Genomic DNA, 22973 nt, shown 5'->3' on the forward strand with positions numbered 1-22973 from the left:
GCGGAAAGCAGGCGGGTCTCGCCCTTATCCGTGCTTGTGAAAACGGGTCTCGAAGGCCGGGCTGCGTTCCAGCGAAGCGAGGGGCGCGCGTGATGGATCACGCGATCCATCATGCGCGTGCGTCTCTAACGCAGGTAGAGGTTTCGGCGGCCTTGCCCCAAAAGAGAGGGAAGTACACCGCCAGTGAGTGAGCTGGTCGAGCTACGCCGGTCGCCAGCGCTATCACCCGGTCTCCATCGGACGTAGACAGTCACTTCACGACCCCTCCACGGGATCGTAGCGTCTGCTGACAACTAATACGGCTTTCCCCGAGCACGGGTTGGCCCATGCCCACATCTCGTCGTTGCCGTATTGGCGTCGCCGGTCTGGATACGATTCTGCACGGCGGTCTCCCCGCGGGCCGTCTATACCTTCTCGAAGGGCAACCGGGGGCGGGAAAAACCACGCTCTCGCTCCAGTTTCTGCTGGAGGGCGTGAGAGAGAGCGAACGATGCCTCTACGTCACCCTGTCCGAAACCGCGGAGGAGTTGCGGGAAGTGGCCGCCTCCCATGGTTGGGACTTGCAGGGTGTCGATCTGTTCGAGCTGTCTACCATCGAAGAAGTGCTGGGCGAGAACCGAAACCAGTCGGTCTTCCACTCGTGGGAAGTGGAGCTGGGCGAAACCATCCGGCTGATCAAGCAGGAAGTGGAGCGGCTCGAGCCCACGCGCATCGTCTTCGACAGCCTTTCGGAACTGCGGCTGCTTGCGCAGGACCCTTTACGCTACCGGCGGCAGGTGTTGGCGCTCAAGCAATTCTTCGCACCGCGCAACGCGACCGTGCTCTTCATTGACGACCTGACCAGCGAGGGAAGGGACCGCGACACCCATTTGCACAGCATCAGCCACGGCGTGATCTCGCTCGAACGCTTCACCCTGGAATTCGGCGCGTCGCGACGCCGCCTGCAGGTGCAGAAAATGCGGGGTGCGACCTTCATCGCGGGATACCACGACATCAACATCCTCACGGGCGGTGTCGAGGTTTATCCGCGGCTCGTCGCGGCCGGGCACCATGTCGAGTTCGCGAACCTGCCAGCCCTCAGCGGCGTCGCGCACCTGGATGCCCTGATGGGCGGCGGTTTCCTGCGCGGCACCAGCACCTTGCTCATCGGCCCTGCCGGCACCGGCAAGACCACGCTGGCCCTGCAATATGTCGGCGCGGCCTGCGAGCGCGGCGAGCGCTGCCAGGTGTACGAATTTGACGAACGCATCGACACGCTGCTCAAGCGCGCGGAGGCGATGGAGGTCAACCTCAAAAAGCACATCGAGAATGGCCTGCTCGAGATCATGCAGATCGACCCCGCGGAAATGCCGCCGGGTGAGTTCGCTTCACATGTTTTCCGCGCAGTGCAGGAGCGGCAATGCACCATGGTCGTCATCGACAGCCTCAACGGCTACCTCTCCGCCATGCCCCAGGAGAAGCACCTGCTGCTGCAGATGCATGAGCTGCTGGCCTTCCTCAACCAGTCGGGCGTCACGACCTTCCTGATCAACCCGCAGTATGGCCTCGTCGGTTCGATGGACGCCGGGCAGATCAATGTTTCCTATATCGCGGATGCCGTCATCCTCTTTCGCTTTTTCGAGGCGCGGGGGCGCATCCGCAAAGCCATCTCCGTCATCAAGAACCGCAGCGGCAAGCATGAGGACACGATCCGGGAGCTCTTCATCGACAGCCGGGGCCTGCGTGTCGGCGAGCCGTTGGACAATTTCCGCGGCGTGCTCACAGGTACGCCCGAGTTCCTGGGCAAAAGCGGGCCGTTGATGGAAAACCGGGATGCATAGGGAGGCTGCGCGTGGCTATCGGGTGCAGGTCATGGCGCCCTGGCAACGCGATGGGGAAAGCCTGGTCGAGGTGCTGACGCGGGACGGCTACGACGCGGTGCTCTATCGGGACCAGGTGGCCCTGGCCGACGATATCGACGAGCACACCGGCGTGATTGTCCTTACCCAGGAGGCGCTGGAGCATGGCGTCGACGCGATCCAGAACGCCCTAGCAAAACAGCCGGCCTGGTCGGACGTGCCCTTTGTCGTGCTCCACTCCGCCCAGCCGGGGCGTGATGCCAGGCCCTCGCCACTGCCGAGCGCCGTTCTCAACCTTATCGAACTTGAACGCCCCATCGGCTCGACCTCGCTGCTCAGTGCGGTGGCGACCGCCATGCGCTCCCGGCAGAAGCAGTTCGAGATCAGGGACCGCATGGAAGAGCTCGCCGCCAGCCGGCGCGCCCTGGCCGACAGCGAGGCCGAGTTGCGGCGCATCACCGATTCGCTGCCGGTGCTGATCGCCTTTATCGACACGGATTTCCGGTACCGCTTCGCCAACCGGGCCTACCGGGAATGGTTTGGCATCGACCCGGAGGACATGCTCGGAAAAACCGTCGAGGAAGTTTTCGGGACGATCCACTGGAACGCGCGGAGGGAGCCCATCCAACGCGCCTTGGCAGGCGAGGCGGGAAAGTCCGAGCTGGCCTGGCAGCATCCCGATGGCCATCGGCACCAGGCCGAGGCCCGTTACCTTCCCCGCCATGTGGCAGATGGCCTGATCGACGGCGTGCATCTCTTTGCCACCGACATCACCGAGCGAAAGGAATCGCTGGAAGCGCTCAGCCAGGCCGCCGCGCGACTGGAGCAGAAGGTGGAAGAGCGCACGGCCGCCTTGCGCGCGGAAATGCAGGCCCGCACGGAAAGCGACACCGCGCTCAGGCAGGCCCAGAAAATGGAGGCCGTGGGCCAGCTCACCGGAGGCATCGCCCACGACTTCAACAACATGCTCACCAGCATCATCGGCGCGCTGGATATCGTCAGCATGCGGGTCAACGATGAGCTCGTCGCCAAGGTCGCCGGGGCCGCCACCGAGGCGGCAGGGCGCGCGGCGGCCCTGACCCAGCGCCTGCTGGCCTTTTCGAGGCGGCAATCGCTGGACCCCACGCCTGTCGACGTGAACGCACTGATCCAGTCGATGCACATGCTGCTCAACCAGACACTGGGCGAGCGCATCGACATCCACGTCGATCTGGCGGAGCCGCTGGACCGGGCCCAGGTCGACATCAGCCAGCTGGAAAGCGCGATCCTCAACTTGTGCATCAACGCCAGGGACGCGATGCCCGATGGCGGCAAGCTGAGGATCGCGACGAGCTACGCGGCGTCCACGCCGTTTCTGCGCAAAGGCACCGAAGCGAACCCAGGCGGCTATGTCGTCGTTGAAGTGGCGGACAGCGGCGTCGGCATGGAGCCTGCCATCAAGGAACGCGTCTTCGAACCCTTTTTCACGACCAAGCCGATCGGGCAGGGCACCGGCCTGGGCCTGTCCATGATCTACGGCTTCGTGCAGCAATCGAACGGCTATATCGATCTGCAATCCGTGCCCGGCAGCGGAACGACCATCTCTCTCTATCTTCCCGTGGCGCCCGCGGTCGATGAGCCCGCTTCCATCCAAAAGGACAAGGCAGCACCCAAGGGCGCGGGGCAGCTGGTGCTCGTGGTCGAGGACGACGACCAGGTGAGGCTGCTGGTGAGTTTTCTGCTCGAGGAGCTCGGTTATGCCGTGGTTACCGCGCGTGATGCGGATGCCGCCATGGCCCATATCGCATCGAACCGCATCGACCTGCTGATCTCCGATGTCGGCCTGCCGGGCATGAACGGGCGGCAGCTCGCCGAAACCTTTCGCGAAGGACACCCGTCCACGCCGGTGCTCTTGATGACCGGCTACGCCGAAAGCGCTGCCGTGCGCTCCGCGTTCCTGGGCCACAACATGAGCATGATCGCCAAGCCGTTCGCGCTGGAGGCTTTCGGCAAGGCGGTCATGGACGCGTTTGCGGGCGCGGACAACACCCAACATGTCGAATGAGGATGGCGTGACGGCGAAGCGCTGGCCTGCCGCGACTTGAGCAGGACGCGCGCATCGCTATGGGGTGCTGGCCAGACCCAGGTCGCTGATGAGCTCCTGCAGATCCTTGAGCCTGAAAGGCTTCTTCAGGATCGGCATGTCATCCGGAAGGGCGGCCACCCGCTCGCCGCCATAGCCGGTCATGACGACGACCCGCATCGCGGGATACAAGGCCCTGGCCGAGTTCGCCAGCACCGGTCCGTCGATGTGGCCGGGCATGCGTATGTCCGTGATCAACAGGTCGAATGATTCACCCGCCGCCAGCTGGGCCAGTGCCTCGGCGCCGTCGCCGGCGGCTGTGACTTCGAGCCCCAGGATCTGCAGCATCTCGCCGAGCAGCAGCCTGAGTGTGTCGTCGTCGTCGACGATGAGGACCCTCCAAATGTTGCTGCGCGAAAACGCCATGTCATCCCTTTTGTGAATCGTCTTGTCAGCGCAGCGGGGCTTGGCCTGTGCTGGTGAGGCGGGCTATCGCTGCACCTTCAAGTGGTCTTGACGCGTGCGAGTAACTGCACCCGCCATCTGACTACGTTGAAGGTTCATGGCAGATAAAAATTGTCGCAACAAGGCAAGGACGGAAAGAAGACCGTGACCGATACCACGGCATGGATGGTTGCATCTTTCCCGCACGAGTTCATGTCGGCGTGGTTGAACGGCGACGCAACGCGATGCGGTCGTGCCACGGGCCTTGCCTGCTTGCGTGCCGTGTCGCGGGCGGCGGCACTGCATGAGCTCGCTGGCATCCGCTCGGCGGCTGCTGATGGCGCCGGCGTTGCGATCATGGCTTGCCATGGATGCTGACAGGCATCACCTGCTGCGCGCGATGGCTTCTTTGCGATGGCTTGTATAGAGCGGGCCGCGAGCCTGCCCTCTGCTCAGGCGGAAGCACGCGCATGCCCGTGAGGTGCGCGTCACGGCAGGCCGACACATTTGTCGGCGCATGGTTGGGCGGATTCGTGGTGATCGCTGACAGGCTCGACGCGGGCCGTTTGCTACTTTCGGCGGGCCACCTGCGGCGTTGTTCATGGCGCGGTGCAAGCGGCCTCGACAGCAATGTCGTGAAGCGCGGGTCGTGGTGCTAGGAACACCGGCGACCCGCTGACCATTACCAACTAAGCAAGGAGTTGAGCATGGCTGTTCGCGATCATACGGGACGCATCCGCCCGTCCATTCCCCACGATGGCATCCTCACTTGCACTCCCGCTGCCACGCACCCCGCGGGCAGGGCGGCACGTGGCCAGGCCTGTCGGCGTACGCCGACACCTCTTATCGGCCACGCGGGCATCCTGCGCTTTCGACGGCAGGCTGGATAACACGCCGAAAGTGAGTGTCTCCCGTCCCTCTTGATCGCTTCCGCGGCGCATCGGCCTGCCGGTCGATGCGCCGCCCCTCAGCGATAACGGACACCATCCACGGCATGCGCCGACACGGAAGCCTGTAGGGTTTGATCCGTCATTAGGCCATGCCTGACAGGAAAGGAAGCCTTATGCGCCTCATCAAACTCGATCCGCTGATGGACTTTGACCCCTCCATGCTGTTACGCAGCCCTGGCGACATACTGTTGAACGACCATCTCCGCCCCCGCACCGTGTCGCTCGCCTGGCTGGCGCGCCGCACCGGCATTTCGGCATCCACCTTGCGACAGATCACGAAAGGGGAGCGCCGCATCAACGCTGAGTTCGCCTTGCGCCTTGCCAGCGTGATGGAGCCGACGCCGGCCTATTGGCTGGTGCTGCAGGCCCGTTACGACCTGGCGACGGTGGGCACGAAACGCGACGCGCGGCGGCGTATCAAGTAGCCGCCATGTACACGCCGCAAGCCTTCGTCAGCCGGCCGCCGGCTGGGCCGTGTTGAACGCCAACTGCGCGGCGAAAGCCCGCTTGTACGCAGGGCGCGCTTCGCCGCGGGCCACATAGGCGGCAAGGCCGGGAAACTCGTTGAGGATGCCCGAAGGCCTCGTCCTGAGCAGCACCGACACCATCATCAGGTCGCCCGCGCTGAACGCGCCATCCAGCCATTCGGCATCGCCCAGGCGCGTGGAGAGCTGGCCCAGCCGATGGCGGATGCGATCGGCGATAAGCGGCATGCGCTCCTTGCTCCACGGCTTGTCGCCCTCGGTGAACTTGGCGGTGACGATGTCGAGGATCGGCGGCTCCACCGTATTGATCGCGGCAAACATCCACGTGATCGCGCGTGCCCGCGCGTTGGCGTCTTCGGGCAGCAGACCCGCGTGGCGCGAGGCAATGTGCAAAATGATCGCCCCCGACTCGAACAGCACCAGGTCACCTTCCTCGTACGTGGGAATCTGGCCGAAGGGATGGACGGCCAAATGCGCGGGCTCCTTCATCGCGGCAAAAGACACGGGCCGTACCTCATAAGCCTGGCCCACTTCCTCCAGCGCCCAGCGAACCCGCGTATCCCGCGCCAAGCCCATGCCCCCATCGGGCGAGCGTTCAAAGGCGGTAATGGTGACGGTCATCCGGGTCTCCTGGTGATGGCGATGGCATGGCGCCGTTCTCGAAGCCATGGCGCCGAGGATGGATTTCAGCACGGGCTCTTGCCCGCTTGAAATGACGACGAACGAACCTTCGGCGAATCGACATCCCCCTGTCGGGCGAGGTTATCTCATGGACTGAAGAAGCCAGGCTGCCAGGCAGCCGCCTTGGGTTACCGCCCGCCTGAGGGGTGCCGCAACGCGCGCTTCACATGGCGCTCCAGCTCCACGAAGCCGACGGACTTTCTAACACGCAGGTCGGTGCTATCCATCCAGCTATCAGTGGTTTCTGCCGGGGTGTCGGCGTCAAGCAACCAGAGTACGGGCATCCGGCGAGCGCGCAACAACGCACGCAGATGGCCGGAGTCGGCCTCTGCCAGGCGCGCGTCGACAATGCCCATGACATACGACCTGCGCGCCAGCGCTTGATGGACGGCCTTCACATTCAAGGCGAAGTGGGAGATGTAGCCCATCCGCCTGAGGTGGACCGCCAGCGCCGGGCCAAAGGCCGCGTCATCATCCACCACCAAAAGGTGCTGGCGCTCTGTCAACGCGCGCACGCGATGGTCCACGGAGCGATCGAATCTCCTGTGCATATTTCTACTCGTGATATATGCCAGTGATATGCGTGCCCAGTGCGTTCACCGCACCACCACGGCAAGTTCAATCAGATTGAGATCCGGATCGCGCACGTAGACGGAACGAATGTCCGAGACCGCTCCTCGGCGCGAAACAGGCCCCGCTTCGATCAGTACATCCAACGCGTTCAACCGCGCGATGATCTCGTCCAGCGTGACGTTGACGATGAAGCAAAGGCTCAGCGAGCCAGGGACGGGCAGGTGGGCGTGCGGCTCGAACTCACGGCCTTTGACGTGCAGGTTGATTTTCTGGTGGCCGAAATGAAAGGCCTTGCGCTTGTTTCCGGGGCCGAAATGCTCAAGTCGCATCCCGAGCACGTCGACATAGAAATGTATGCAGGCATTCTCGTCGGCTGTTGTAAGAACGAGGTGGTCAAGGCACTCAATCACGGCAAACCTCCACGCCCCAGTCGGGGGAGTCCAGTTTCTGAGCTATAGGTGCCATCGCCACCCCGTTGCGGACCCTTGTCTTTCATGGGTCGAGTGCTTTCCGCGCCAAAGTACTGATCACGAGGAGGCGGCTGGCTCACGCTTTCTTCAAGAAGCAAACCTTGAGTACCAGCCCCTTGATCTTGTCGGAGTTGCCCTCGATGTGTTCCGCGTCCCCTTCGACCAGGCGGATGTTGCGAATCATCGTGCCCTGCTTGAGCGGAATGGAGGACCCCTTGACCTTCAGGTCCTTGATGACCACGACCGAATCGCCACTGTTGAGCTGGTTACCGTTGACGTCGCGCACGACGATATCCGCGTCTTCGGTTTGCGCGGCGATTTGTGGCCATTCGTGTGCGCAATCCGGGCATATGAAATGATCGCCGTCCGGATAGGTGTTTTCCATTCCACAAAGTGGGCACGCAGGGATGTCAGGTTGGGTCATGGGTGGGTTCCTGGAGTTTCGTGAACAAGCTTGCATGGCCGGGATTGGCGGCAGGCGTGAGGCCATCCGCAATGAAGGCCGACGAGCTGCTATTGCCACTCATGGGCGGCAGCTCGAATGAAGTGCGTGCGCGCGATCAGGCTTAACCACGGATGCGCGGCTTTTAACGCTTGACTGGCGGCCTCGCTACCATCGAACAACTGGCGTTCTGACCAGTGAGCGGCGTTGCAGGTGTCTGCCCAGATGGCGCGAACCACCATCCGGTCCTCGGCGGACAGGTCGGCGTGGGTCAACACGGCTTCCAGGAAGCGCCAGGGCTTGGACCAGTCGGCAAAGCCTTCGACGGCGGTGAGGATGGTGGATTCGGACATCGGGCCGGACTCGGTGGATCCTGTCTGGGCAAGCGTGTGGGAAGAGAGCGCGAACTCATCGAGCGCCGGCTCCTGCGGGTCATCACCGTGGGGATGAGCGCAGTTGCCGGAGGTAACGATCGAGATCGACCCATCCCACCGGTTTGGTCATGGTCACTTCGCTCGCGACCTGCTGGCGTTGCCATCCATCGACGGAGGCGTCGCGTTCGTTGAGCAACACGACCGGGACATCGCAGCGGTGAAGCACCATGACCGCCTGCCTGGACTCGCCATGCGGCAGGTGCGCATCAACGATCGCCGTACGGGGTGTCACGTTGAGCAGGACAGCGACCATCGACTCAAATCCCGCCGACACATGAACCGTATAGCCACTCTGGTGCAGGTCGTGCGCCAGGGCCGTGCGAAACGCGGAGTCGTCATCGATGATCAAGACCGGCATGGACTTCCCACTTCATGCGAAGGAGCGCTTCGCCCCGGGATGACTCCCCGGAACCGTCGCGCTCACCCCTCAACGGCGCCGCTTGGCCGGCCCATTCGACGGAAAACGCGACGACGGCACGAGGTGTCCTCGCACGGTTTCGTACAGCGGGCTGGCCATCGTCGGATCCTGGAGGTGCCTTCCCATCGCGGACGCTGCGAGCTGGGCCATTTCCAGAGGAAGCGGGACGTCGTTGCCTGGCCACCTGATCAAGGCCATGCCCTCGACGCGCGCGGCATCGTCAAGATGGGGCAGGACCTCGCTGTAAGCCTGGTGCTTGGCATCGCCCGCCGAGGGCGCTTGCCCGGCCGCAATCAAGACGCGGCACGCCGCCTGATTGGCGTTACGGAGATGAGCGCTGTACGCCCCCAGGCTCTGGGAAAACAGGTCGCGGCAACGTAGCCCCTCGGACGCCCCGGCATGGGCGAGGTCGACCTCCACCCGCGCGGCAGCAAACCGGACAGGCAGGCGCCGGATCAGGGTGGCCAGGGTGCTTTCCGCCGCCGCGGCATCCCGCTCGAGCGGGTGGCTCAACTGGGGCGCCACCTGATGGATCCAGGACGTTCCCTTGGCACTGGGCAGGGCTGCCATGCCACCGCGCTGGCTACGCAGCCCGGCGTAGGACTGGGCAAGCATGCCCCAGGCGGCCGGAACCGTCGGCCAGCACACGATTTGAACGAAAACGGGCTTGTCCTGGGCGGTGCCGGCGTATTCACCAAGGAAGGCCATCTGTTCCGGGCGCAGGCCAGCCAACGACTGCCCGGGCGCCGCTTGCGCGGTGGCGGACGACTTAGCCGCGGCCGCGTAGGAGGGCTTACTGGCCACTGACATGGCCACTCCTGGGGTGCTCGCCGAAGGGCTGCTCCGGCATGGCCTCTTCCTCGGCATGCCAGGGGCGCCCCGTCGTCCGCTCGATGTACTCGCGGATCAGCCGGCGGACGACCTGCGACGGTGTCGAGTCCTCGGCGTCGCATAGCCGCTCGAAGACAGCCTTCTTGCGCGGGTCGATCAGGATGGTCAGCCGGGCGGTACGGTTTTCGATCGTCACGGTGATGCTCACATTGAATGTGTATGACATGATAATACCATGATCATCCAAGTCACCGTTCAGGGGGGCGAGGGGCATGGGAAGAGGCCGGATGTATGGGCGGGCGTTTGTTCCGAAGCTCGTCACGGTGCTGCGCGAGGGCTATGGCTGGCGCGACTTCCGCAACGACACCGTTGCCGGACTGACGGTCGCCATAGTGGCGTTGCCGCTGGCCATGGCGCTGGCGATCGCCAGCGGCACCACGCCGGAAAAAGGCCTCTACACCGCCATCGTGGCGGGCTTCCTGATCTCGGCGTTCGGTGGGTCGCGCGTGCAGATCGGTGGCCCGACCGCCGCGTTCATCCCCGTGGTGTTCGTGGTGATCCAGCGCTTCGGCTATGGCGGCCTGATCCTGTGCACGCTGTTGGCGGGGTTGATGCTGATCGGGGCCGGCCTGCTGCGACTGGGCACCCTGATGAAATACATGCCCCAGCCGGTGATCACGGGTTTCACGGCAGGCATTGCCGTGAGCATTTTCTCGAGCCAGGTGAAGGATGCCCTCGGGCTGACCATGCCGTCGGTGCCGGCCGACTTTCTTGAGCGTTGGGCGGCGTATGCGCACTACTTGCCGACGGCGCGCCCGGCCGCAGTCCTGCTTACGATGGGCGGGTTGCTGCTGATTCTGGCCATCCGCCACTGGCGGCCGACATGGCCCAGCTTCCTCATTGCGTTGACGCTTTGCACTGTCGTAAGCACGAGTTTCGGACTGCCCGCCGAGACCATCGGCAGCCGTTTCGGCGGGTTGCCCGCCAACTTGCCGGTGTTTCACCTGCCGGATATTCCCTTTGCGCGAACTCGCGAACTGCTGCCCAGCTCGTTCACCATTGCGTTTCTGGCGGGCGTGGAATCCCTGCTGTCGGCGGTGGTGGCGGACGGCATGATCGGTGGAAGGCACCGATCCAACGGCGAGTTGGTTGCGCAGGGGATGGCCAATGTCGGTTCAGCGCTGTTCGGCGGGTTGCCTGCCACCGGCGCCATCGCCCGGACAGCGACCAACATCCGCGCCGGGGGACGCACGCCGATCGCCGGCATGATGCACGCCGCCTTTTTGCTGGTCTTCGTGTTGGCGTTGGCGCCGTTGATGAAATTCGTGCCGCTGGCTGCCTTGGCGGCTGTATTGCTGGTGGTCGCCTGGAACATGAGCGAGATCGAACAATTTCGCCACACGCTATCGGCTCCCAAGGGCGATGGCCTGGTCCTCCTGCTCACGTTTGGCCTGACCGTGTTCTTTGACCTCACGGTCGCGATCGAAGTGGGCCTGGTGGTGTCGGCGTTCGTTTTCATGTTCCGCATGGCCGACGCCGTGGAGGTCAGCGCCGGGATCAAGCTGTTGGACGAAAACGGCGAAGTCGACAACGACATCTCTCAACGCGCCTTGCTCCCTCCAGGCGTCGAGGTATTCCAGATCAGCGGCCCACTGTTCTTTGGCGCGGCGAATCGGCTCGACGAACTGCTTGACCAGTTCCAGAAGCCACCCAAGGTCTTCATCCTCCGCATGCGCCTCGTCCCCATCATCGATGCGAGCGGCGTCCATGCGCTCAAGATTCTGCTGGAGCGCTGCCGCCGCCATGGCATCGTGCTGATCATCTCGGGCCTGCAGGCTCAGCCGCGGCGGGTGGTCCAGCAAATGGCCGTATGCCCTCGCGAAGGCGAACTGTACTTCGCCAATCACTATGAGGAAGCCCTGGCGATTTCCCGGCAACTCGTGGAGCCACGACGGGATGCGCGTGAGACATGATTCGCTGTATTGACGCTACCAAGCGCTCCCGATGGCATTAAACCCTGTAGTGCCACGCGGCATCCCATGCGGAGGTTGTCTTCTCTCCCTGCCTGGAAGGTACCCCGATGGGTCGTTCATCGAAGTGGCGCAACGCGATCGGTCGGCACCCGATATGGCAATGTGCGTTCACGGTGCTCGTTTTGCTCGCGGCTTTTCCAGCCATGGCCGATTGCGGCGACTGCGCGGCTATTGCCCGGCGTTTTGCCGCGAAAGAGGATTTCAGCGGCGTGGTGCTGGTCGGCCATGGCGAGAACATCGATTACGCCGGGGCGTTTGGCCTGGCGGATGCCGGTACCCGTCGGACCCTAACCACCGATACGCCGTTTGAGGCCGGCTCGATCTCCAAATGGATCGCCGCGATGGTGGTCATGCGGCTGGTCCAACAAGGGCAACTTGCATTGGACGAGCCGATTTCGACCTACCTCCCGGATTATCGGCGTGACAACGGCAGCAAGTTGACGTTACGCAATCTGATGACCCACGCCAGTGGTGTTCCCAACGACGTCGACCAGGCCATCAAGCGCGATCCAGCCACACGCGGGTTATCGCTCGACAATGCCGAGGCCATCCGCCGCTACGCCAGTGGCGACCTGCGTTTCGAGCCAGGCTCGGAATGGGACTATTCGCACTCCAACTGGCTGCTTGCGAAGGCGATTGTCGAGAGAGTGACCGGACGCGACTATGCCTCGCTGGTCGACGGTTACCTGATTCGGCCGCTTGCTCTACGCCACAGCGGCACCTACAGCGGAAGCTCGTCGACCGTGCCCGGTATGGCTCGCGGCTATCAGCAACTCACGCCCCAAGCCAGGCCACTCGACAAGCCTATGCCGAACTTCATGGCGCTGGCGGGAGGCTTCTACACCAGCGCAAACGACCTCTTCATCCTCATGAATGGTCTCTTTGAAGGCAGGCTCCTGTCGCCCGAGTCCACGCGCACCTTGATGGCCGTCGAGCGTGCTGATCAGAGCTATGCCTTGGGCGGACGCACCAAAACGCTCGAATTCGCCGGAAGAAGCCACCTCGTTGCCTGGGAATATGGTTCCAACGGCGCCTTTCGCGTACTGGCCTGGCGCACGCTGGACGACGGGCACACCGTCATCGTGATGAACAACACCAGCGTCGATCACATGAAAATTGGCGACCTGGGCACGGCACTGATGGAGGCCAGCTATCGTTGATTCGTCCGCCGAGCCGGACTTGGCGTTCTGGTGCATGGATGGCGCGCTCATGCCGAGGTGTGCGGCTTTGACGGTCAGCGCATATCCCGTTTTCGGCCATCACCTGGCCGTGGAAGATCGCGCCGGCGGCGAACGTTTCCATGCAAACACTGGCCGAGCGATTTCAACAAGCCGATGCGATGACCGGTTTGAATCGCAATCCATGGCAGGCCTTTCGTGCGCCACCAAGGCGAGGCCAAGCCGAGCCTGTGGCCCTGTGCACCGCAACCGCCTCGTTCGAGGCGGGCCTAGCCTTAGGGCTAGCAGAACCGTGACTGTCAGCGAGACAGGCATCTACACCGCCCTACCGTAGTAACTGTTTGGCCATCCCGCTCTAGCTCTCCCCCGGGTGAGATTGGTCACGGCTTATTGAATTATAGTCGTAATGTAATATTACGATCGTAATGGCATCGCGGTGGCGCCCTGCGCGGCCAGGACAACGGCAACCAACATCCTGCTCTTGCGAGGCTTTTATGAACGACACAGTCGCCGCCACCGGTACCCCCATCTCCACAACGCGTCCGAGCACGAGAGCGCTAGTTAAGCTTGGGCTCGCCGAGGCCAGCGCCGCCATCAGCCGCGGCGAAATAACGTCCGAGGCTTACACGTCTGCACTGTTGGAGCAGGCTCGGGCGCAGGCAGATCTCAACTCTTTCATCACCATTGATGAAGCCGCAGTTCTCGCTGCCGCGAGGGACGCAGACAAAGCCCGCGAGGCCGGGTCTACAAGTCCGCTCTTGGGCGTACCGATCGGTGTGAAGGACAGCTACCTGACGAAGGGGACTGCTACGAGCCTGGGGATTGCGCGGCTCCGCCACTTCGTACCAGAGGAAGACGCTGATGCTGTCCGCGCGATTAAGGATGCCGGCGCATTCGTGTTCGGTAAGAACAACCTCGTAGAGATGTCCTATGGGCTGACCGGCAGCAATGGAGACTTCGGCCAAGTAAAAAACCCCCACGCGCCCAACCGGGTAACCGGAGGCTCTTCGAGTGGCTCCGCCGCATCCGTGGGTGCGGGTATCGTCCCTGCCTCGTTGGGTGGTGACACCGTCGGCTCGATCCGTGTGCCTGCATCGCTCGTTGGCGTGGTTGGGTTCAAGCCAACGACCGGTCGGTGGCCGCGTACCGGTGTTGCCCCCATTTCCCACACGCTCGACACGACCGGCGTGTTCGCCCGCAGCGTCGAAGATATCGCGCTTGTAGATCAGGTAGTGACAGGCGATCGCGATGCGGAGCCATTGAGGCGTAGGCATGACCTGAAAGGCATCCGCCTGGCATACGCGCCGCATCAATTCCTCGATCTGGTTGACCCCGAAGTCGAAGCTCGTTTCTATGAGTCGTTGCGTCAGCTCCGAGATGCAGGTGCGGACGTGGTTGAAGTGGATCTTGGCGACGACTATGGCGCCCTCATCCATTCAGCAACGTGGGGCATCTTCTTCCGCGAAACGATGGCCGCGGTCTCTGAGTTTGTTCGCCGCCACCAAATCCCGGCGACCTTTGATGAAATCTATCAAGCCCTCAAGCCCGAGCTACGCGATGTTTGGGGACACATGGTGTTGCCCGAAGGTGGTGGAGCGATCTCACCTGAAGCCTATCAAACAGCGCTAACTGTCAGTCGTCCCGAAATTCAGCGCCGGATGGATACGGTATTCGTCGCCCAAGGAGTTGCGGCAATTCTTCAGCCGACCACACCAAGCACGGCACCTCTGATCGACCAGCAGACAAACTTCACCATTGGGGGAAGGGACGTTTCCTATCTCGCCCTAGCGAACAACACGGTATCCGCAAGCAGCGTGGGTTTGCCTGGCATCAGCCTGCCGATGGGTCTGTCACAGGGCGGTCTGCCCATTGGCCTTGAGCTCGATTCTCAATTGCGAGGCGATCGTGCGCTGCTGGGCGTAGCGCGCCGCATTGAGGCCGTTCTGAATGGCTGGGCGTCAACCTTGTAAAGGGCTGGCCCCTTCCGATAGGGAAAGGGGCCCACACCATCTCACTCCATCAATCGGACGGATCACAACATGTCGAACGCAACATATTCAGCGCGCACGATCTCTGTCGAGCACGTCACTATCAGTTCTGCAAACCCCTTCGAAAACGTTCGCACCAAACTCTCATCCTTGGCGCCTCGCATTGACGATGGGATCTTCGTCCTCCTGCGCTACGGCGAAAGCCGACGAGCCCTTCTGGAACTGGAAGGATGCCCCGCACTGTCTATTTTCGCCCAGCGTGACCATGGTGCCTTGTTGGCCGTTGCAGGGCTCCAGCGTCGTTCCATTCAGTACGATATTGGAAATCCGCTCACAGCCTCCAAGATGACCCGCCACCGACTGTCAGCGGGTCTCTACGCACCCATCCGCGTACTCCTGCGCGAGGACGCAGATGGTCAGGTTGCATTTGAGTACGACCGGCCTGCTTTTGTCTTTGGGCAATTTGCCAGCGACGAAGTTGATGAGGTGGCGCTACAGCTCGATCGCGACCTCAGAGCATTGCTGGAAGAGGCCGCGAGCTAAGATCACAGGTGTATCTCAAGAGCGAAATGAAAGATGCGTTACGCGAAAAGCCAAAAGGCAACGACACGGCGCCAGATACTTGAGACGGCATCGAGATGTTTTCGCCGTGACGGTGTATCGGCTGCGGGAATCGCTGGGATCATGGGCGATGCAGGCTTGACGAACGGAGCGTTCTATAGCCACTTTGAATCCAAGGAAGAGCTGGTTCGCGAGGCATTGGTCGACGCACTCAAGAGCCAGCAGCTTCGCCTTGAGGATGATCTTCGCGCCGGCCTTGATCTAGAGAGCGTCATCCGGAGCTATCTGAATCGCGATCACCTCGAAGAACCGGAAGTCGGCTGCCCTTCGGCGGCGTTACTTCCTGAAATCGCTAAGCAGCCTGAGTCAACTCGAAAGGCCTACGAGGATGGTCTAAACGGCTACGTTTCGCTGTTGGCGGATCTACTTGCAGACACCGACTCGATCGTGGCTCATCGCCGTGCGACCGCCATCTTCGCACTCATGGTGGGCACACTCGAGTTTGCGCGAGCGGTACCTGACCCGGTGCACGCACAGAGGATATTGGAGGGCGGCATTGACGCGGCACTTATCCTTGCTGGCGCGTAGTCAGCGGCGCCACCAAATAGGGACGTAGCACGAGTACACGCCAGTAGGCCGCGATCGAAGATGACTTCACGTCCGAGGAAGGCACGCGCGAGCACGCCAATTCTGCGTAACGTCCAACTCCATCCGCTCGTTTGACGAAGACAATGCCTATGACAATTATCTCTGAAGACGAAGAGCTGGTGACCTTTATCAATGTATTTACGGTGAGTCCAGACAATCAGCAGAGACTCATCGATCTGCTGGATCGAGCGACTGATCTAGCCGTGCGTCATGCGAACGGCTTCGTGTCGGCCGCCCTCCATCGCAGCCTGGACGGCACCAAGGTGACAATGTATGCCCAATGGCAAAGTATGGAAGCCTATCAAGCGATGCGGGGAGATCCAGCGGCGACTCCCTATTTAATTGAGGCTCTGGCTATCGCCACCTTTGAGCCTGGTGCATACAGCGTCGCAAGGACATTTGCGCCGCTGGCAGCGAATCGGTGATCGGAGGGCGGCGGAAATGTCGACTCCCCGTAAACGCACTCCATGCATAACCAGAGGCGGCCGGGTTGTTCTGATAGATTGCCCCGCTAGTCACTTTAGCGGTCCAGGTTCGCCTACGAAGCTGTTCCTTCCTCCGCGAGCGTTTCCTTTTCGTAGCGAGCTGCAATAAGCGGCATCCAGAACTGCGGGGCGAATGGCGTACGGAATGCCGGCAGGCCATCATTACCAGTACGAACATGCCATGTCGTACGGCTGAAAAATGCATCCAGTCCGACAATGGCATCGGATTCAAGCTTCCTGCCTTCACGGGCAATCAGATCGTTCACATCGACGGGGAGCTGAATGGGAGCTTCCGTAGTCCCGCTTTCATACTGTGCGGGCTCGCGATACACGATTTGCTCAGTCGCTTCTACGCCGGCCCCTCCCGCTGAAACCAATGTTTGTACATCCGGTACACACATTGGTTTCATGCCCACGACCCGCCAGTCGGCCCCTCATGACTTCAGGCCCATGTACTACTGTTAACTTCGCACTATGGTTCACTCCAAGGTAACCAGCAGTGCGGGTGAGCGGTGGAAGACAATGCCAGCCATCTGAAGAAATTCCAGAAGGAGCTGTCGGCGGGCACCGTTTCGCTGGTGCTGCTGGCGGTGCTTGGGCAGTCGCGCCAGCCGATGTACGGCTACCAGATCGCCAAGCGTCTGGAAGAGGTGGGGGAGGGCGTGCTGTCGGGGAAACAGAGCGCGCTTTACCCCGTGCTGCGCAATCTGGAGGCCGCCGGGCTGCTCGACAGCGAGGTCGAGCCTTCCGTGAGCGGGCCGCCGCGTCGCTATTACCGCATTACGAAGCCGGGGCGCGAAGTGCTGCGCGACTGGGTGGACGCCTGGAACGCCACGCGCGCTTCCGTCGATGCCGTCTTGCAAGGAGGGGTGTAATGAACGCACCACGTACGATCGCCGAATACCTCAGGCAGTTGCGCGAAGCGCTGCGCGGGGCGGATCCGGCGTTGATCCAGGATGCGCTGTACGACGCCGAGGAACATCTTCGCGCCGAGCTGGCCGAGAATCCGCAACGCAGCGAAGCGGAAATGCTTGCCCATGTGGTGGGAAGCTACGGTGCGCCTGATGAGGTGGCGGACATCTACCGCGACCAGGAGATCAAGATCCAGCGCGCCTTGCGTCCGCCGCCGCCGCCGAAGCGCCGGTCCGCGCTGGGACGCTTCTTTGGCGTGGCCGCGGATGCACGCACCTACGGGGCGCTGTTCTACATGCTGTTGTCGCTGGCTACCGGCATCTTCTACTTCACCTGGGCGGTGACCGGCATTTCGCTGTCGGCCAGCCTGTCGATCCTGATCATCGGCCTGCCGTTCATCGTGCTGTTCTTCGGCAGCGTGCGCGTGCTGTCGCTGATGGAAGGCCGCATCGTGGAGACCATGCTCGGCATGCGCATGCCGCGCCGCCCGGTGTACCCGGCGCCGCCGATGGGCCTGATGAAGCGCATCGGCCGCATGTTCACCGACCTGCATACATGGACCACGATCTGCTACATGTGGTTGATGCTGCCGCTGGGCATCGTGTACTTCACACTGGCGGTGACGCTGCTGAGCGTGTCGGTCGCCTTTATCGCTTCGCCGCTGGCGCTTGCCATCGATCGCAGTCGCTTTGGCGGACTCTTCACGGATGGCCAGCCGCTCATCAATTGGGGCATGGGCTTCCATGAAGTGGGCTGGGTCGACGTGACCCTGCTGTGCATGGTGGGCATCGTGCTGCTGTTCGCCACGCTGCATCTGGCACGCAGCCTGGGCATCATGCATGGCCACATCGCCAAGGTCATGCTGGTGCCGCGCGATGGCGATTGAAGCGGCAATCTCAGGGCTGGGAGGCTATGGCATGACGATGTTCAACGCGTTGGCTGGTGACTGGGCGGGCGATGAGGAAATCGCCACCACGCGCTGGGGCCAGGGCGGGCCCGCGAAGGGTTTCATCCAGGCGCGGACCGATCTTGGCGGCCGCGCGCTCGTGCAGGACTATCGCGAGGAGCGGGACGGCAGGATCACGCTGCAGGCGCACGCCGTGTTCGTCATGGGCGCCGATCACGACCAGTGCAGCCTGTATTGGTTCGACAGCTACGGCTTCGTGCCAGGCGCACCGGCGCCGGGCCTGTGGGACGGCCAGCGCTTCACTTTCGTGCGCAGCTCGCCGCGCGGCCAGACACGCCACGTCTATGCGCTGGAAGGCGCGGATGTGTTCACGCTGCGCCTGGAAAGCTCGTTCGACGGCGGTGTCAGCTGGGAACGCGTGATGGACGGACGCTATCGCCGTACCAACGCATAAGTGCCCTTTTTGTAGGAGCGCACCCAGTGCGCGAAAAGCCTACGAAGCAGCGACGCCGCAGCCCGCAGTCGCGCACTGGGTGCGCTCCTATACAGAGAAGGGGAGGGGCGTGGTCGGCTAAACGAGCTGCAAATCGCGCGGCCGCGCGCCTGGGAATACGGTCTGCAACTGGCTGCCTGACAGACCCCAGGTGCGTCCCAGCAATCCACCCAGCATGTCGCGGTAGTTGGTGAGTACCGGATAGTCGCGGTTCTGCAGCAGGCTCTGCGCGTTGATGGCGACCTGCTCGCCGGCGACGCGTCCGCCGTTCACCTTGCCACCCAATACCCAATACACGGTGCCGTGGCCGTGGTCCGTTCCCTTGTTGCCGTTTTCGCGGAACGTGCGGCCGAATTCCGAGACGACCACGACCACCGTGTTGTTCCATTCATCGCCCAACGCATCGGCGTAGGCGGCCAGCCCCTTGCCGAGGTTGGCGAGGTTGTTGGCGAGGCCTCCCGTCACATTGCCCTGGTTGACGTGTGTATCCCAACCACCGACATCGACGAAGCCAAGGCGATACTGGTCGCGCATCATGGTGGCGATGCGCTGGGTTTCCGCGGCGAAATTCCTGGCGTTGGGCGCGCCGCGGTTCGCCTTCATCATTTCGTCCTGCAGTTCTTTCGAAACGGCCTGGCGAAGCTCCAGGCCATCCGAGGCGGCGGAGGCCAGCGAGGTGTCCTTGTACATGCCGGCGAGAATGCCGGCCTGGCGCGTGTCGAACACGGGCTTGGTGTTGCCGCGCAGCGAGATGTTCGGGATATCGCGCGTGCTTCCCTGGAACGTCAGCGGCAAGGCGTCGGTGAACGCGATGGACGGCACGCTGCTCATCTGGCCGGACAGGCGCGCCATGAAACCGGAACGGTAGTCGCTGCGCTGGCCGCTGGGCTCGCCGGCTTCGATGTTGTCCTGGGTTTCGAAATGGCTGCGCGACAGGTCATCGGTGCCGGCGAACGGCACGAAAGCCACCTGTCGCTTTTGCCATAGCGGATGGATGGAATCGCGCAATACGGGATTGAGGCCCCAGTGGCCGTCGAGTGCGATGGCACTGTCGGCGTTGGAGGCATCCGGTCTGGCGATCGCCAGCGTCGGGCGCGATTCGTAGTAGAAATCGCTGCCATAGGGAATGAGCAGGTTGTTGCAGTCGTAGCCGCCGCGCAGGAATACCAGGAGGAACCTCGGCGCATTGGCCGGCGCGGCGAACAGCCGCCCAGAGAACGTGAATGCCGGAGCGGCCATGGCTGCCGCCACCGCGGAACGAAGGAAGTCGCGTCGGTTCATGGAGGCTACTCAGCGATAGTTGAAGTCGGGCGACGAGAGCAGGAAGGTGTTCCATTCCTGCTGCGAGGTGGCCTTGGCCAGCGCGTCACGCGTGGGCGCGCTCAGGTAGGGGTCGAAGGTGTCGTAGTAGAGACGCGTGGTGAGCATCGGGAAGTCGCCGCCATTTCGCGGCAGGCCTTCGGGCGTCAGCAGCCGGTTGTTGCCGGTGCCGATGGCGCCGGCGATCTCGAAACGTTTGGCCATCTGTCCGGAACTGGACCACCCGCTTGCGTCCAGCGGCCAACCGTCGGGCGTCAATCGACCGAACACGGGTTCGCCCAGCTGGTTGAGCCAGTTGATCAGAGGCTTGGCGTTGACGATCGGCTTGCCGTCGTAAGCCACGCGTACCGAGGACACCACGAACTGCATCGGGTCCTTGAACTTCTTGCCATAGCTGGTGGAGAGCTCTTTGGATTCCAGCATCGTGCGCAGCACGTCGGCGATATCGCCATCGGTACGCTGGAAGGTATGCGCCATTTTCGCAACCAGCGCGGGCGGCGGATCGTCCGCGACGAAGTAGGCGGCAAGCTTGCGGGAGATGAACTGCGCGCAGGCAGGCTGGCGCGTGATGAGGTCGACGGCCTGCTCGACTTCATGGAAACCTGAGCCGTTGATCTTCTGTCCGAGCAGCACCTTGTCGCTGTAGTCGTGCCGCATCGGGTTGAATTCGAACAGGCCGTTGCGCACGAACTGGGCGGCTATGCGCGGGTGACGCTCCAGCATCGGGCGGTCTCGCAGGGGCGCCACGCCCGAACCGGTGAGGATCAGCGCGAGCTGTTGCACGTCTTGTTGCGTATAGCCCGAGTTGACGCCGAGCGTATGCAGCTCCATGAGTTCACGCGCGTAGTTTTCGTTGACGTGCCCCTTGGCGTTCTGCGCGTTGTCGAGAAACTCCATCATCGCCGGGCTCTGCAGCGTCGCCATCACCAGGTCGCGGAACTTGCCCAGCGCGTGCGGGCGGATGGCCTCCTGCGCATAGTCCGCCGCCACCCAGCGCACGCGGCCTTTGGCGCCGTACACGCTGAAATGATTCAGCCAGAACCACACCATCTGTTCCTTCAGCTGGTTCGGGCCATAGACGGCATGCAGCATTGCGATCTGTTGGGCCTCCTGCAACAGCAGGTTGGCGTGTTCCTGTTGCGCCTTCTTCGCGGCAGTCTTGTCGTCGCCATCGGGCATCGCCTTGATCTTTTCCTGCTCGTCGCGCAGGTTCGCGAGCCGCTGTTCGGTGGGCGTGTTCACCACCTCGTAGCTGTTGATCAGCGCCGCGATGGGCGGCGGCAGTGCATCGCCGGCCTTGTCGTCCAGTTGCTGGTCGAGAAAGCGCGAGCGGCCGAGGTCGCGGTAGCGGGCCACCGTGGCGCTGTCCAGGTCGAAACCATCGCGCCGCAGCCATGCCACGTCGTCCTGGGACAATGGCCGGGGCGAAAGTGCGCAGGCAGGGCCGATGGCGAGAACCAGCGAGGCCATGGCCAGCAGGGGACGGAGGGAGACGACGGCGGACTTCAGGGCTACACGCATGCGTCAGGGCTTCCTGTGGCGAGGCGGACGGCGACCGTGCTGGACACTGTGAACGCGGCAGCTGGCGACCGGCTTACCGGCAGGGGCGATTTTTGTTGGTCGGGGTTCATGCGGGCGCCGGGCGCCGGCACATGGAGCCGCCGGCTTCGGCGGGAAGCCATCAGGCGGGGTGTTGCTAGAACTCGTCCACGAATTCCACGACGGTGCCGAGACGTGACGCTTCCACCTCCGTGACGGCGCGGACGGCGTCGGCATGGAGACCATCGGCCGCCAAAACCTCGATCAGGAACAGCTCGCTGCCGTTGTCGTCGACCAGGTCGCTGGAGCTGGAGTCGTCACGCGGATACATCGACGGCTCTTCCAGTTCTTCGACGTGCTCGATGCCGTCGATGCCGTGGAGCGTGGTGAGCAGGGTGTCCGCGTCGTCGCGGGTGCCGGTGAGGCGGATGCGGATGGTAGGCACGGGGGGCGGTTCTCCAGTGACTCCACACCATGCTGGCGCAGCGCATGTTCAGGACAAGTGAGCGCCATGCGTGGGCTACCATGACGCACGGCCTGAGGAGAAAACCGTGCCCAAGATCTACGACCGCGCCTATTTCGACAAGTGGTATCGCCATCCCGATCATTCAGTCGCTTCGCCGGCGGAATTGCGGCGAAAAGTGGCGATGGTGGTGGCGCAGGCGGAGTACTACCTGGGGCGGCCCGTACGCAGCGTGCTGGACGTGGGCTGCGGCGAGGGCGTGTGGCGTGCGCCGCTGCGGGCCTTGCGGCCAGGCGTCCATTACCAGGGGCTGGACGCGAGCGAATACGTGGTGGCGCGTTACGGGCGGAGCCGCAACATCGGCCTGGCGCGCTTCGGTCAACTGGAGTATCTGCGTTTCGACCAGCGTTTCGACGTGATCGTCTGCACCGACGTGTTGCACTACCTGAAGCCCGCCGAACTGCGGGCAGGCCTGGGCGGCATCGCGGACATGCTCGAAGGCGTGGCATTCCTCGAGGTATTCACCCATCGCGACGGGGTGGACGGCGACATGGAGGGTTTCCATGCGCGCGCACCCTCGTGGTATTTGCGCGCCTTCAGCGAAGCCGGGCTGATGCCCTGCGGTTCGCACTGCTATCTCGGCCCCCGCCTGGAACGCCGTATCGCAGCACTTGAGCTGGCGCAACTTCCACCGCGTTAGCGGCAACCGCGTTTTTGTGGGAGCGCACCCTGTGCGCGACAGGCCTCATGGAGCGGCTGATCTGAGACGCGCCGCGGTTGCGCACGGGATGCGCTGCCACATTGAGAGGGGTACAGCG

General features: G+C 62.9%; 26 protein-coding genes. 13 read left to right on the plus strand and 13 right to left on the minus strand.

The window, feature by feature from the left end:
- Nucleotides 1-326: 326 nt before the first annotated feature.
- Together JMF82_RS18095 and JMF82_RS18100 are read left to right on the plus strand one after the other, a co-directional pair.
- Nucleotides 327-1820, plus strand: a complete 1494-nt coding sequence (locus JMF82_RS18095; protein WP_201315929.1) for an ATPase domain-containing protein — start codon at nt 327-329, stop codon at nt 1818-1820.
- Nucleotides 1813-3882: a PAS domain-containing sensor histidine kinase gene (locus tag JMF82_RS18100; protein WP_201315930.1), complete on the plus strand. Its 2070-nt coding sequence runs from the start codon at nt 1813-1815 to the stop codon at nt 3880-3882. The genes JMF82_RS18095 and JMF82_RS18100 overlap by 8 nt, the downstream gene beginning before the upstream one ends.
- Before the next feature lie 57 nt (nt 3883-3939).
- Here the strand turns inward: JMF82_RS18100 and JMF82_RS18105 are convergent, their stop codons facing one another.
- Nucleotides 3940-4326: a response regulator gene (locus JMF82_RS18105; RefSeq protein ID WP_201315931.1), complete on the minus strand. Its 387-nt coding sequence runs from the start codon at nt 4324-4326 to the stop codon at nt 3940-3942.
- 1081 nt (nt 4327-5407) lie between these two features.
- Between JMF82_RS18105 and JMF82_RS18110 the strand changes: the two genes are divergently transcribed.
- Complete coding sequence (locus JMF82_RS18110) at nt 5408-5719, plus strand: HigA family addiction module antitoxin (protein WP_201315932.1); 312 nt, start codon at nt 5408-5410, stop codon at nt 5717-5719.
- A gap of 27 nt (nt 5720-5746) precedes the next feature.
- On the opposite strand, the gene JMF82_RS18115 is transcribed toward JMF82_RS18110, so the two are convergent.
- From JMF82_RS18115 to JMF82_RS18150, 8 genes are all read right to left on the minus strand, one after another.
- Entirely contained in the window at nt 5747-6400 is a 654-nt protein-coding gene (locus tag JMF82_RS18115; protein ID WP_201315933.1) for a glutathione S-transferase family protein, read from the minus strand.
- 188 nt (nt 6401-6588) lie between these two features.
- Nucleotides 6589-6987, minus strand: coding sequence for a hypothetical protein (locus JMF82_RS18120; protein WP_201315934.1), 399 nt, complete (start codon nt 6985-6987; stop codon nt 6589-6591).
- Nucleotides 6988-7056: 69 nt separating this feature from the next.
- Complete coding sequence (locus tag JMF82_RS18125; protein ID WP_201315935.1) at nt 7057-7443, minus strand: VOC family protein; 387 nt, start codon at nt 7441-7443, stop codon at nt 7057-7059.
- Between the two features lie 136 nt (nt 7444-7579).
- Entirely contained in the window at nt 7580-7927 is a 348-nt protein-coding gene (locus JMF82_RS18130) for a zinc ribbon domain-containing protein YjdM (protein WP_201315936.1), read from the minus strand.
- 89 nt (nt 7928-8016) lie between these two features.
- Nucleotides 8017-8298, minus strand: a complete 282-nt coding sequence (locus tag JMF82_RS18135; RefSeq protein WP_201315937.1) for a hypothetical protein — start codon at nt 8296-8298, stop codon at nt 8017-8019.
- Nucleotides 8299-8380: 82 nt separating this feature from the next.
- Nucleotides 8381-8737 (minus strand): hypothetical protein, encoded by a 357-nt coding sequence (locus JMF82_RS18140; protein ID WP_201315938.1) that lies wholly within the window; start codon nt 8735-8737, stop codon nt 8381-8383.
- A gap of 69 nt (nt 8738-8806) precedes the next feature.
- The gene (locus JMF82_RS18145) at nt 8807-9607 is read right to left on the minus strand and encodes a hypothetical protein (protein WP_201315939.1); all 801 of its coding nucleotides are present in this window, start codon (nt 9605-9607) and stop codon (nt 8807-8809) included.
- Nucleotides 9591-9854: a ribbon-helix-helix domain-containing protein gene (locus tag JMF82_RS18150; RefSeq protein WP_236585552.1), complete on the minus strand. Its 264-nt coding sequence runs from the start codon at nt 9852-9854 to the stop codon at nt 9591-9593. The genes JMF82_RS18145 and JMF82_RS18150 overlap by 17 nt, the downstream gene beginning before the upstream one ends.
- A gap of 61 nt (nt 9855-9915) precedes the next feature.
- On the opposite strand from JMF82_RS18150, the gene JMF82_RS18155 reads away from it, so the two are divergent.
- The 6 genes from JMF82_RS18155 to JMF82_RS18180 all read left to right on the plus strand — a co-directional run bounded on the left by JMF82_RS18155 (nt 9916) and on the right by JMF82_RS18180 (nt 16461).
- Nucleotides 9916-11601 carry a SulP family inorganic anion transporter gene (locus JMF82_RS18155; RefSeq protein ID WP_236585554.1) on the plus strand — a complete coding sequence of 562 codons (1686 nt, stop codon included), beginning with the start codon at nt 9916-9918 and terminating at the stop codon, nt 11599-11601.
- Between the two features lie 107 nt (nt 11602-11708).
- Complete coding sequence (locus JMF82_RS18160; RefSeq protein ID WP_201315941.1) at nt 11709-12821, plus strand: serine hydrolase domain-containing protein; 1113 nt, start codon at nt 11709-11711, stop codon at nt 12819-12821.
- Between the two features lie 512 nt (nt 12822-13333).
- A complete protein-coding gene (locus JMF82_RS18165; protein WP_201315942.1) occupies nt 13334-14809 on the plus strand; it encodes an amidase family protein in 1476 nt (491 codons plus the stop codon).
- 69 nt (nt 14810-14878) lie between these two features.
- The gene (locus JMF82_RS18170) at nt 14879-15370 is read left to right on the plus strand and encodes a DUF302 domain-containing protein (RefSeq protein WP_201315943.1); all 492 of its coding nucleotides are present in this window, start codon (nt 14879-14881) and stop codon (nt 15368-15370) included.
- Nucleotides 15371-15403: 33 nt separating this feature from the next.
- On the plus strand, nt 15404-15976 hold the full coding sequence (locus JMF82_RS18175; protein WP_201315944.1) for a TetR family transcriptional regulator: 573 nt from the start codon (nt 15404-15406) through the stop codon (nt 15974-15976).
- Nucleotides 15977-16125: 149 nt separating this feature from the next.
- Nucleotides 16126-16461: an antibiotic biosynthesis monooxygenase family protein gene (locus JMF82_RS18180; RefSeq protein ID WP_201315945.1), complete on the plus strand. Its 336-nt coding sequence runs from the start codon at nt 16126-16128 to the stop codon at nt 16459-16461.
- Between the two features lie 113 nt (nt 16462-16574).
- Here JMF82_RS18180 and JMF82_RS18185 read toward each other — a convergent pair whose 3' ends face one another.
- The gene (locus tag JMF82_RS18185; RefSeq protein WP_201315946.1) at nt 16575-16931 is read right to left on the minus strand and encodes a hypothetical protein; all 357 of its coding nucleotides are present in this window, start codon (nt 16929-16931) and stop codon (nt 16575-16577) included.
- 102 nt (nt 16932-17033) lie between these two features.
- Between JMF82_RS18185 and JMF82_RS18190 the strand changes: the two genes are divergently transcribed.
- The 3 genes from JMF82_RS18190 to JMF82_RS18200 are packed head-to-tail and all read left to right on the plus strand — an operon-like array spanning nt 17034 to nt 18794.
- Nucleotides 17034-17396 (plus strand): PadR family transcriptional regulator, encoded by a 363-nt coding sequence (locus JMF82_RS18190; protein ID WP_111981897.1) that lies wholly within the window; start codon nt 17034-17036, stop codon nt 17394-17396.
- Nucleotides 17396-18319: a sensor domain-containing protein gene (locus JMF82_RS18195; protein WP_201315947.1), complete on the plus strand. Its 924-nt coding sequence runs from the start codon at nt 17396-17398 to the stop codon at nt 18317-18319. Before JMF82_RS18190 ends, JMF82_RS18195 begins: the two co-directional genes overlap by 1 nt.
- Before the next feature lie 31 nt (nt 18320-18350).
- On the plus strand, nt 18351-18794 hold the full coding sequence (locus tag JMF82_RS18200; protein WP_236585553.1) for a DUF1579 family protein: 444 nt from the start codon (nt 18351-18353) through the stop codon (nt 18792-18794).
- 117 nt (nt 18795-18911) lie between these two features.
- Here JMF82_RS18200 and JMF82_RS18205 read toward each other — a convergent pair whose 3' ends face one another.
- The 3 genes from JMF82_RS18205 to JMF82_RS18215 form a co-directional block, all read right to left on the minus strand.
- Complete coding sequence (locus JMF82_RS18205) at nt 18912-20114, minus strand: DUF1501 domain-containing protein (protein ID WP_201315948.1); 1203 nt, start codon at nt 20112-20114, stop codon at nt 18912-18914.
- Between the two features lie 9 nt (nt 20115-20123).
- Nucleotides 20124-21674, minus strand: a complete 1551-nt coding sequence (locus JMF82_RS18210; protein WP_201315949.1) for a DUF1800 domain-containing protein — start codon at nt 21672-21674, stop codon at nt 20124-20126.
- A gap of 175 nt (nt 21675-21849) precedes the next feature.
- Nucleotides 21850-22137, minus strand: a complete 288-nt coding sequence (locus JMF82_RS18215; RefSeq protein WP_201315950.1) for a hypothetical protein — start codon at nt 22135-22137, stop codon at nt 21850-21852.
- A gap of 106 nt (nt 22138-22243) precedes the next feature.
- On the opposite strand from JMF82_RS18215, the gene JMF82_RS18220 reads away from it, so the two are divergent.
- On the plus strand, nt 22244-22855 hold the full coding sequence (locus JMF82_RS18220) for a class I SAM-dependent methyltransferase (protein ID WP_201315951.1): 612 nt from the start codon (nt 22244-22246) through the stop codon (nt 22853-22855).
- The last annotated feature ends 118 nt before the right edge of the window (nt 22856-22973 follow it).

Origin of the sequence: Dyella sp. EPa41 (assembly GCF_016586165.1) — a bacterium.
Lineage (GTDB): Bacteria > Pseudomonadota > Gammaproteobacteria > Xanthomonadales > Rhodanobacteraceae > Dyella.